This is a genomic window from uncultured Ruegeria sp. (assembly GCF_947489545.1).
Classification (GTDB): domain Bacteria; phylum Pseudomonadota; class Alphaproteobacteria; order Rhodobacterales; family Rhodobacteraceae; genus Ruegeria.
Window position 1 is genome coordinate 1 of the sequence record NZ_CANLDZ010000047.1, and the last position, 10,857, is coordinate 10,857.

8 protein-coding genes are annotated in these 10,857 nt (G+C 53.9%); 5 read left to right on the forward strand and 3 right to left on the reverse strand.

Going from position 1 to position 10,857, the window contains the following annotated elements:
* Positions 1-13: 13 nt before the first annotated feature.
* The 4 genes from Q1B13_RS26280 (at position 14) to Q1B13_RS26295 (ending at position 6,427) form a co-directional block, all read left to right on the forward strand.
* A complete protein-coding gene (locus Q1B13_RS26280; protein ID WP_299085827.1) occupies positions 14-4,231 on the forward strand; it encodes a tandem-95 repeat protein in 4,218 nt (1,405 codons plus the stop codon).
* 575 nt (positions 4,232-4,806) lie between these two features.
* The gene (locus tag Q1B13_RS26285; RefSeq protein ID WP_298938407.1) at positions 4,807-5,091 is read left to right on the forward strand and encodes a hypothetical protein; all 285 of its coding nucleotides are present in this window, start codon (positions 4,807-4,809) and stop codon (positions 5,089-5,091) included.
* Between the two features lie 745 nt (positions 5,092-5,836).
* A complete protein-coding gene (locus Q1B13_RS26290; protein WP_299085824.1) occupies positions 5,837-6,004 on the forward strand; it encodes a hypothetical protein in 168 nt (55 codons plus the stop codon).
* A 219-nt stretch (positions 6,005-6,223) separates the two neighbouring features.
* On the forward strand, positions 6,224-6,427 hold the full coding sequence (locus tag Q1B13_RS26295) for a hypothetical protein (protein WP_298938406.1): 204 nt from the start codon (positions 6,224-6,226) through the stop codon (positions 6,425-6,427).
* Positions 6,428-6,448: 21 nt separating this feature from the next.
* Here the strand turns inward: Q1B13_RS26295 and Q1B13_RS26300 are convergent, their stop codons facing one another.
* Positions 6,449-6,730, reverse strand: coding sequence for a hypothetical protein (locus tag Q1B13_RS26300; protein WP_298938405.1), 282 nt, complete (start codon positions 6,728-6,730; stop codon positions 6,449-6,451).
* Positions 6,731-6,878: 148 nt separating this feature from the next.
* On the opposite strand from Q1B13_RS26300, the gene Q1B13_RS26305 reads away from it, so the two are divergent.
* Positions 6,879-7,865, forward strand: a complete 987-nt coding sequence (locus Q1B13_RS26305) for a methyltransferase (RefSeq protein ID WP_299085822.1) — start codon at positions 6,879-6,881, stop codon at positions 7,863-7,865.
* A 269-nt stretch (positions 7,866-8,134) separates the two neighbouring features.
* Here Q1B13_RS26305 and Q1B13_RS26310 read toward each other — a convergent pair whose 3' ends face one another.
* Together Q1B13_RS26310 and Q1B13_RS26315 are read right to left on the reverse strand one after the other, a co-directional pair.
* Positions 8,135-9,454 carry a glycosyltransferase gene (locus Q1B13_RS26310; protein WP_299085821.1) on the reverse strand — a complete coding sequence of 440 codons (1,320 nt, stop codon included), beginning with the start codon at positions 9,452-9,454 and terminating at the stop codon, positions 8,135-8,137.
* Positions 9,454-10,446, reverse strand: coding sequence for a glycosyltransferase (locus Q1B13_RS26315; RefSeq protein WP_299085819.1), 993 nt, complete (start codon positions 10,444-10,446; stop codon positions 9,454-9,456). Before Q1B13_RS26315 ends, Q1B13_RS26310 begins: the two co-directional genes overlap by 1 nt.
* Positions 10,447-10,857 lie beyond the last annotated feature (411 nt).

Genomic DNA, 10,857 nt, shown 5'->3' on the forward strand with positions numbered 1-10,857 from the left:
ATCTGTGTCTGACATGAGTGCGCATGGGGCCACGCTGACGCTGAACGCCAACGGAACGATCAGCTATGATCCAACCGACGCAGACGCTGTTCAGGCCCTGGCAAATGGCCAGGCCCTGACGGATACATTCACCTATACGGTTGAGGACGGTAAGGGCGGGGAGAGCACCGCAACGGTTTCAATTGTGGTTTTTGGAACCAATGATGCACCTGTCGCAGCTGATGATGTGGCTCAGAGTTCCACTCCGATCACCGAAGATGGTGCGACCCTGATTGATACCGCCACGCTTCTTGCCAATGACAGCGATGTCGAGGGGGATGCGCTGACGGTGACAGCGGTATCGACCGCAAGCGCGCATGGGGCCGTCCTGCTGCTGAACGCCAACGGGACGATCAGCTACGATCCAGCCGGGGCAGACGCTGTCCAGGCCCTGGCAGATGGCCAGACCCTGACGGATACGTTCACCTATACCGTCGAGGACGGCAGTGGCGGGGAGAGCACCGCAAACGTTTCGATCGTTGTACACGGCACCAATGATGCACCTGTTGTGGCCCTTGCATTGCCTGATCAGTCTTCCGCGGAAGATGAGGCTGTGAGCTTTGCCCTGCCGGCCAATGCGTTCACGGATGTGGATGGCGATGCGCTGACCTTGAGTGCGACGCTGGTTGGGGGTACGGCCCTGCCGGGCTGGCTGGTGTTTGATGCGGTTGCGGGGAGCTTCTCGGGCACACCGCCCCAGGACTTCAATGGCATATTGAGTGTCACTGTGACGGCCAGCGATGGATCTCTTTCAGCAAGCGGCACCTTTGCGCTTGAGATTACACCCGTCAATGATGCACCTGCCGTGGCGGATGATACCGTTGATCAAAACGGGAGTATCATCACAGAAGATGTTGTCATCCTGATTGATACCGCCACGCTTCTTGGCAATGACAGTGATGTCGAGGGGGATGCGCTCACGATGACAGCCGTTGATGCCACAAGTACGCATGGGGCCACCCTGGTGCTGAACACAAACGGGACCATCAGCTATGATCCCACCAATGCAGATGCTGTGCAGGCACTGACAGAGGGCCAGACCCTGACGGATACATTCACCTACACGGTTGAGGACGGCAATGGTGGGGAGAGCACCGCAACCGTTTCAATCATTGTGCACGGAACCAACGATGCGCCTGTTCTGGCGATTGCATTGCCTGATCAGGCTTCAGCGGAAGATGAGGCCGTGAGCTTTGCACTGCCGGCCAATGCATTCACGGATGTAGAGGGTGATGCGCTGACCCTGAGTGCCACGCTGGCTGGGGGTGTGGCCCTGCCGGGCTGGCTGGTGTTTGATGCGGCTGCGGGGAGCTTCTCGGGCACACCGCCCCAGGACTTCAATGGCCATTTGGCCGTTACGGTGACCGCCAGCGACGGGTCGCTTTCTGAAAGCGGCACCTTTGTGCTTGATATTACCCCCGTCAACGATGCACCTGTTCTGGCCCTTGCATTGCCTTTTCAGTCTTCAGCGGAAGATGAGGCCGTGAGCTTTGCGCTGCCAGCGAATGCGTTCACGGATGTGGATGGCGATACGTTGACCTTAAGTGCAACGCTTCTTAATGGCACGGCCCTGCCGGACTGGTTGGTGTTTGATGCGGTTGCGGGGAGTTTCTCGGGCACACCGCCCCAGGACTTCAATACAATAATGTTTGTAGTGGTGACGGCCAGCGATGGGACTCTTTCGTCAAACGGCACCTTTGCGCTTAATATTGCCCCTGTCAACGACGCCCCTGTCGCGTCGGATGATGTGGCTCAGAGTTCCACTCCGATCACAGAAGATGGTGTGACCCTGATTGATACCGCCACGCTCCTTGCCAATGACAGCGATGTCGACGGGGGTGCGCTCACGGTGACAGCGGTGTCTGCCACGAGTGCGCATGGGGCGACCCTGACGCTGAGCACCGACGGCACGATCAGCTATGATCCCACCAATGCAGATGCTGTTCAGGCTCTGGCCGTCGGTCAGACCCTGACGGATACATTCACCTACACGGTCGAGGACGGCTTTGGCGAGGAGAGCACCGCAAATGTTTCGATCGTTGTACACGGAGCAAACGATGCGCCTGTTCTGGCGATTGTATTGCCCAATCAGGCTTCCTCGGAAGATGAGGCCGTGAGCTTTGCACTGCCGGCCAATGCATTCACGGATGTAGAGGGTGATGCGCTGACCTTCAGCGCGAAACTTACGGATGGTACGGCACTGCCGGACTGGCTGGCGTTTGATGCTGCTTCGGGGAGTTTCTCGGGCACACCGCCCCAGGACTTCTACGGCACATTGAGTGTCACGGTGACGGCCAGCGATGGGTCTCTTTCAGCAAGCGGCACCTTTGCGCTTGAGATTACACCTGTCAACGATGCACCACCTGTCGCTGCTGATGATGTTATTGGCACGAGTGAATTCCTGGTCAATGATCTTATCAATAGCACCCAAAACGGTCCGCGCGTTGCAGAACTCGCCAATGGTAACATCGTCGAAACTTGGACGCATGAAGTTAATGAACAGATAACTACTGATCCGCTTTATATAAACAATCATGACGTCAAGGCACGTATTGTAGATGCAGATGGCGTTGAGATCGTCAGTGAATTCACCGTCAATCAGTTTTCCGGGGGCAGTCAATGGGGCTCTAATGTTACAGCACTCACCAATGGCAATTTCGTCGTAACCTGGGATTATTCTAATCAATTAATTGGAGACGGATCAACGGCACGTGTTTTTGATGCGAATGGCGTCGCGATCGTCGATGAGTTCACCATTGGTTATTCCAATTATGCAGGTCACCCAAGTGTTACAGAGCTAGCCAATGGCAATTTCGTCGTAAGCTGGTCAATATACGATCCAGGTTATCCCGGTCATAATACCAATTTCCGTGTTTACGACGCGAATGGTGGGGAGATCAGTGAGTTCAATGCCAATGATAATGCTGCTGGCTTGCCTGCCGCTAGTGTCACAGCCCTTGCCAATGGTAATTTCGTCGTAATCTGGGAGTCTCATAGCCCCCAAGACGGTGCTTACGGTACTGCCATCAAGGCCCGTATTTTCGATGCGAACGGCGGGGAGATCGCCAGTGAATTCCTGGTCAATGCAATCACCGATGGCGCTCAAAGAAACCCGAAGGTTACAGCGCTCGTCAATGGCGATTTTGTGGTCACTTGGGAGTATAATGACCAACAGTACGGCTGGACCTCTCCTTGGGCCATCGAGGCCCGTATTTTCGATGCAGACGGTGTTACTCAAAGTTCCGATGTTATCTCGGAAGATGTTGTGACCCTGATTGATACAGCCACCCTTCTTGCCAATGACAGCGATGTCGACGGGGATGCGCTCACCGTGACTGGTGTTTCTGCGACAAGTGCGCATGGGGCCGCCTTGACCCTGAACACCGACGGGACCATCAGCTATGATCCAACCAGCGCAGATGCTGTTCAGGTTCTGTCAGAGGGCCAGACACTTATCGACACATTTACCTATGTGGTCGATGACGGCAATGGCGGTGTGAGCGTCGCAACCGTTTCAGTTGTTGTTTACGGAAGAAACGAAGCGATCGTTGGCACTGATGGTAATGACACCCTATACGGCGGCAATGGCATTGACAGCCTGTATGGCCTGGCAGGCGATGACACCCTAAATGGTGGCGCCGGTAATGACACCCTATACGGCGGCAATGGCATTGACAGCCTGTATGGCGAGGCAGGCGATGACACCCTAAATGGTGGCGCCGGTAATGACACCCTATACGGCGGCGCGGGCAATGACGACCTGGAGGGCGACGGTGGCAACGACACCTTGAACGGCGGGGATGGCAATGACGACTTGGAGGGCAACTCTGGAGATGACATTTTGCAGGGCGGAGCTGGCAATGATGTTCTGGAGGGCGGCTCCGGAAATGACACTCTGAACGGCGATACTGGCAATGATGTTCTGGAGGGCGAAGGCGGAAATGACGAGCTGTGGGGCGGCTCCGGAAGCGACGAGTTTGTTTTTCGCTACAGTTTTGGAAACGACACGATAAGAGACTTCGAAGATGGCCTTGACCTTATCAGAGTGGATTTCGGAGGTGTATCCTACTCTGATTTGACCATCACATCGAGCGGTTCAGACACAGAAGTCTCTTTGTCCGGGCACGGTACGATTACCCTGGAGAATTTCAACATAGCAAACCTGACTGAAGAGGACTTTCTCTTCTTCTGAGATAGTGCGGTGCGGCTCCTCTCAAAAGCAGACTTAGACACCACCACTATGGCGCATTGCGACGCCGATGGGAGCAGGAGCCACCCACCCCATCGGCCTGGTGGCGGTTGTGCCTATGACACAGTCGCCGGTCGCATCAGTTATTATTTCGTTGAATGATCTGTAAGAGGTGTTTTTCGCGTTCCCACTCGGACCAGGCTTTGACCAATTCGCCCGGCACCGCCGCGATGGCATTTGGGTAATCACGACTCAACAAGTCCGTTCGCAAAAGTAAAAGCGGCATCTGTGAAGCTGACGGACTGTTTTTAAACGCTCACGCTATCTCCAATTACGGGACTCCAAAAGAGTGCCACGATTGCTGGCGCAAGCAATAACTGTATGGCGACTTAGGACGTGTTGGTAAAGGGGGGCACGTTGGGGTACTGGTATGATTGAAGGTGCCCGCCCGTTGAACCCGACCTATTGATGTTGGGCTGCGTCTGTTACGCTGCTTGAGCAGCCTAACGCCAGGGGAGGAGTTCGTCGAGGCGTGTGATCTTGTGGGTTGCAGCTGGCGTTCGGAACGGCGTGTTTCCGTGGGCAGACAGTTGCGCAAGGGTCCGTTGCGGGTTCCGGACATCAACCCGCACAGTTCGGTCGGCGACGATCTGCATGAGGTCGAAGGCCAGGCACCAGTCCAAGGCTCCACTAGCGTCAGTGCCGCCGAGACCGCGGGTATCAAGGGTGTGGTTCTGAATTTGGGATTTCAGGGGTGCGATCAGCTCGTGGATTTTTCCAGTGGGAAGCATTGGATTCTGCCTTTTTTCAAGAGTGAAGATTGGCAGAAGATGAAGTCTTCTTTTACTTTTTGGTTTTTTTGAGAGCGGCCTTCAGCCGCTCGGGATCAATGGAATTGGTATCACGCACCCAAACATGTTTCCGGATGTTATGGATCGCGAGGGTTTGGCCAGGGTAAGCAGCCCTGATCCGATCCAACGCGGTCTCTTCACAGGGTCGTTTGACAATGTGCTTTATTTTGCCTGCGCGATCCGCGGTGAATGTGATTTCAAAAAAGGCAACTTCAATGCGCATTCCACACAGCTTTCAGGTGATCAGTTGGCTGGTAAATCTAACACTTAGGAAACAAACCGACTCATGCGAAAGAAGCAACGGCGTAGAAACCATTGCTTCTTTGCTCTGCCTCACGTTCCAAAGATCTGTTTGTTGGCTGCCCACAAATGCGACCAATCAAATCGTCTTTTATCCAACATTAAAGCTAGAATGCTGTATTGTGAAATACTCCAATCCTATACTTGAATAGACCCTAACTATAATGAGACTTGCATCTGTTAGGCTTTCATTTTGCCAATACGGCCTAGTCTTGGGGTAGACTCCATACACTCGGTGCTCTGAATTAAACGGGCGGTCACACATTTACCGCTTGCTAAGCAGAAACCGCCTACACAGGTCACTTTCTACACGGCCAACCATAGCTGGAGCCTATTAAAAAATAGCATCTCGACACTTCTTTATGCAGCAACCCGGGCTTACGATTTGGGTGTCGGCATCGTTGATTGTCAGACGCAAGTAGAGCGGTGCCATAGGTACTGGAAGAGATGCAGATTGATGCCCGTAGATTCAAGTGACAAATCCGCAGAATTAGCCGACGAGCGGGCGAAACTTTGGACTCTGTGGCATGGCTTTCAAGATGCCGACGAGCAGGAGGAATGGGACGAACAAGCCGAGCGCGAAAGACTGGCCGAGCTAACTTCCAAGAATGGAGTTAACTCTTGATCCGAAAACACAGCCTTCCGTTTCTTGCCGGCGTCGTCGCTTGGATTGTTGTCTGGGTGTACTTGGGCCCGCTGATCCATACTCTTACAGTCAATGACGCGTTGAAAGGGTTTTTGATCGTTACGTCTGCAGTTTTAGCATTTGGCACCACATACAATTTCTTGCCAAAACGAGCTAAACGAACTTCTGCGGAGTCTCGCTCCAAGAAGGGTACCAGCAATGAGTGATGATTTGGTCGAGAGGTTGTCGAAGATCCGCGACGACAGTCAGGATCACTTGGATAGACTTACTCGATGGAAAGCTTACGGCTGGGGGTGGAAGAGCTTACCTGATGGTCTCAAAATTGACGATATGATTGAGCGGGAAGCTCGCGCGGTCAGAGGTTTAACCAAAGCAATCGAACAGCTATCACCTGGTTTCTAATGGAGGTGCAAATTGAAATCCCTAAAAACAAGCCGCCAAAGTATCGGACGGCTTGCAATACTGCTGTTTACTCAGCTGCGATGGCCACGTCGTCGGCGCTGTCTCCCGACTCTTCCCTCTTCGATCAGCGTATCGTGCCATCAGATCCGGCGCCCAGATCATGACGGCTTCGAGCTGGCTCGGGGTCAGCGTGGCTAAAGATTCCGCGAAAAGCTTGCCCAAGTATTCGACCTGTTTGAACTTCTTGCCATCCGCATAGACCGGCGCTTCTGACTTGAGCCCAATGGCGCGCAGTATCAGCACCAGGTCCGGCTTGGTCAGGCGGCCGAGGAAATACGCGTCCCGGGTCCAGACATCGCGTATGTTGGGGGTTGAGTTAACTAAGCTTGCGCGCGTTGTTGCCGTTTTTTAGGGTAGCCATTTTGCGCAAACCCATCCAAGGAGCCAAACCGTGGAACAAGAGATGTCACCTCAACCGATCCTGCAACTGCTCAACAATCATATGGCAACCAAATGTGTCTTTGTTGCCAGCAGAATCGGACTGTTTGAGGCTATTGCAAGCGGTCACCAGACGTTAGACACACTTGCGAAACAGCTCGATGTACCACGCCGGACCCTCCGGATAATCGCAGATGCCCTCGTTGCGATCGATTTTCTTGAGAAGGCTGCGGACCGGTATGACAACACACTACTCACAGCGACGTTTTTGAGTGGGCAAGCTGGCAAGGACCTGCGGCCGGTCCTGAAGCTTTGGGACACCGTTGTCTATCCGCAATGGGCGACACTGGAGACATCTATTCGCTGTAACAGCAGGACCTTTGGGTTTCCGGAATTCAGCCCGGAGCAGAGGCACATCTTCGATCTGGGAGTCGCCACCTTGACAGCGCCATCTGCTCAAGCTCTCGCTCAGAAATACGATTTCAGTGCGCACAACAAAGTCCTGGATATGGCCGGAGGCATGGGTTTATTCTTGACATCGGTCCTTGCCGAGCAACCGGACATGTCGGGTACGCTGGTGGAGCTGCCGCACACGGCGCAAGCCGCGCGCCAGCAGCTGGCAAAAACCCCCTTCAGTGAGAGGATCTCCGTTGTTGAGGGTGATCTTTTTGAGGACGACATACCGGAAGGGCACGATGCGGTCATCGTCGCCAACATCGTTCATATGTTTTCGCCGGAAAGGAACTTGACCCTCCTGAGCCGCATTCGCCAGAGCGTGGTCGAGGGCGCAAAATTGCTGCTGATCGACTTCTGGACGGATCCCACGCATACACAGCCACCATTCGCAGCGCTCATGGCCGCCGAGTTTCAAATCACAACGGGTGAGGGCGACGTCTACAGTGTTGATGAGATAGACAGTTGGCTGGCAGCAGCACAGTGGCGAAGGACAGCGCACGTACCGCTGGCCGGCCCCGCCAGTCTGATCGTCGCCGAGGCATAGAAAATCCGGGTTTCCACCCGAGATCTGAGGGCTGGTCTTCTCCAGCGGGTTGTTGCACGTGGTGCTTTGTGGCCGTCATATTCGTGCGAATGTCGATGCTCCCTGTGAGAAAGCTGTTGCCTGCGAGTGTGGGAAGTCTTGATTGCCTTGGCAAAAATTGAACTTTGCACGGTGCGCTTCCTATGAATTCGCGACAGCAAGGAATGGCAGAAAAAGCGGGCTGCATCCGAGCGAGACTAGAAGCTAGCAAGCGCGCTTTGGAGGGTTGTTCAAAACCGACTTCCCCCTGCCGCGGATCGTTCTTCGGGCCGATCATCTTCGATGCCAGCCTGACCCTCAAGCCTTTGCAGCCGCTCGTCAATAAGAAGCAAGACAGCGGTCGTTACCTCAAACTTGTCGCCTATTTCCTTTGCCTTCCGCTCAATGTCACGAACTCTGCGGCTGGTTCGTCGCAGGAAGACGCCTTCAAACACCCAGTTCAGCGCCGACCGCACCCCCTCAAGCCACTGCACAAAGCCTAGTCTAGCGACTTCAATAGTACCGCCTCTCAGAGAGGCAACCCGGAACTTTGACTTCAGGCCTCTGTCTGAGTACCTCTTATAGGAGGCACGAACAACGCTACTTTTTCCGAGAAAGGCGCCAGCCGCGATAAAGGTCGCAGCACCTTGGCGGCTGTGTTGAACCAGAAGCTGCCGCATTTCGCTTCTTGTATGTCTTTGATAGTATCTCTTTAGAAGTGTCATCAGCCCGTCGGCGTAGTATGGTCTGCACCTTCGGGATATCCAGGATGATTGGGCAAAGAGCCATTCCAAAAGATCGAGCGAATAGGTCTCCGTTGCTCGGTGCTTCACAAGCACACCCCGGATCAGATCATAGTTTCGTATGACATCGAAGAGCTTCTCCGGCGAAGAGCTCATCGTTTGCCCGCTGCGCTTGACCCGATGCTTGCAGAGTTTTTCGTCGACGTAGGTAACGCTCCTGGCAGAGAGAACCACATCCCAGTGAAACGGATTGTCTTCGAAGAAATGGTCGACTTCCGGGAAACGGAGGCCGTACTCCTCAATAAGGGAGCGGCGATAGAGCTTTCGCCACGGGACAGCAATGAAATTCAGAAGTTTCCGACGGCTCGCGGCATCAAGAACAATCGGGCAGTTCTGCTTGACGCTCGGCCACCTGTGATCATCCGCAGGGACGTCCAGCAAACCTGTCTCGGAGTCGAGAACATAGTAATTGCACAGCGTTATGTCGGTCTGGTGTTCGTCCGCACATGACACGAGACGCTCGAACATGTCGCAGCTATAGCGGTCATCACCGTCAGCAAATCCGATGTATTCACCCGTCGCCTCCTTGAGTCCCACATTCGCGGCAGTCCCGACACCGCCCGGGGTGTTGTCTTGCAAACGGATCAGAGAGAACCGATCGTCACGGCGACAGAACTCGTCGGCAATCTCCGCACTGCGATCCGTAGATCCGTCGTCCACAACGATCGCCTCAAAATCCTCAAGACTCTGGTCGGCGATGTCTTTCAGGCAGTCCAGTATATAGTTCTCAATGTTATAGGACGTGATGATGATAGAGAGTTTTGCCATTACAGTGATCTCTTCATAATTGCTTTGGAATACTGCGCCGCCAGGCCAGTATTTTCCCCGAGCAACAAGAACAAATCCGACACACGTGTCCCTCTTACATGCTGAACGGCCCTATCCTCAAAGGCGCCCGCGAATTGCGGGTTCATCCTTGTCCGCGCCCAGCCAATAAGCTTGGCCTTGAAGACCATGAACTCTTTCAGTCCAATAGAGCGTGCTACAGGATCGTTCAGGAGTTCTGCATCTACCTGCTCAAGAGCATCGAACATCTCGAGTCTATTAGGACCAAAGTCATTCGTGATCTGATCAAGGTCGCGAGAAACCAGGTGGGTTATGTAGGTTTCGGGAAACAGCGTGATTCTTCGCGCAGACAACAGAACAGTCCAATGCGCGAGAACATCATTCTGCACTCGTGTTGATCCAAATCGGAAGTCGATCTCCCGAGCAAACTCCGTATTGATGATCTTGTTCCATGGGTAATTCGTCAACCGAAGGAGCTTTGGAAAGGCACTTATGTCGAATGACTCATCGCAAAACCTCTCCCTGACCTCTCTGAGAATACCAGCGTCTCCAGCCATGGGAGAGCACTTTCTCTTACCCTTGTCGTCCTCTACGTAGTAGGACGATATCTGAACGTCGGCTGTAGCATCCTTTGCCAGGCTCACTGCGCGAACGAGCGCCTCAATATCTAGTCGATCGTCGATATCAAAGAACAGAGTGTAGGGGCGATCGACAGACTTGAAACCAGCATTCCTAGCAACCCCGGCACCGCCATTCCTGCACTGTCTTATCAGTTCGACATTTTCAGCACCGCCGAACTCTGTCGCAAGAGTGTCAAACCCTCCGTCCGTCGAAAGATCGTCAATAAAGACAAGCTGCGCGCCCGCAGCAACAAGTTCACGAAAGATGGAGAGCCGCTCCGGGATGAAATTCACCGCGTTAAAGACGGGACAAACAACTGCAAGATTTGCAAGGCTCTTGGAGGTATGTTCCATACTTAGTCTTCTCTTCTTCTGAGGTTTGAATGAAACCCTGACAGCTAGTCGGCTTGTATGCCCGATCAGCTGGGATCCAGCCTCCATAGGACACGATGTGTGTTCGTCTCTGGTTCCGTGTTGTCGGTATTGGTCCAGGGCCGCGCGGGCAAGACAGCGAATCCGCCGTCACGGGGGTCTGGGACGATAGTGTCAGACCATCCAATCCGAAAACCAGGATCGGACCGCCAATTACCCCATGAGCGATGGCCGGCCTGAGGCCGGATGTCAGAATGTAAGGTGAGTTGACTATTGAGGGCTGCTGTCTGCGCCAAGGCGCAGCGACGGTTCTCGCAACCGATGAACCGATGAACCGATGAACCGATGAACCGATGAACCGATGAACCGATGAACCGATGAACCGATGAACCG

Coding starts and splice junctions, on each gene's coding strand:
- Q1B13_RS26310 (WP_299085821.1), bottom strand. CDS start 9,454: ATGGCAAAACTCTCTATCATCATCACGTCCTATAACATTGAGAACTAT.
- Q1B13_RS26290 (WP_299085824.1), top strand. CDS start 5,837: ATGCCCGTAGATTCAAGTGACAAATCCGCAGAATTAGCCGACGAGCGG.
- Q1B13_RS26315 (WP_299085819.1), bottom strand. CDS start 10,446: ATGGAACATACCTCCAAGAGCCTTGCAAATCTTGCAGTTGTTTGTCCC.
- Q1B13_RS26280 (WP_299085827.1), top strand. CDS start 14: ATGAGTGCGCATGGGGCCACGCTGACGCTGAACGCCAACGGAACGATC.
- Q1B13_RS26295 (WP_298938406.1), top strand. CDS start 6,224: ATGAGTGATGATTTGGTCGAGAGGTTGTCGAAGATCCGCGACGACAGT.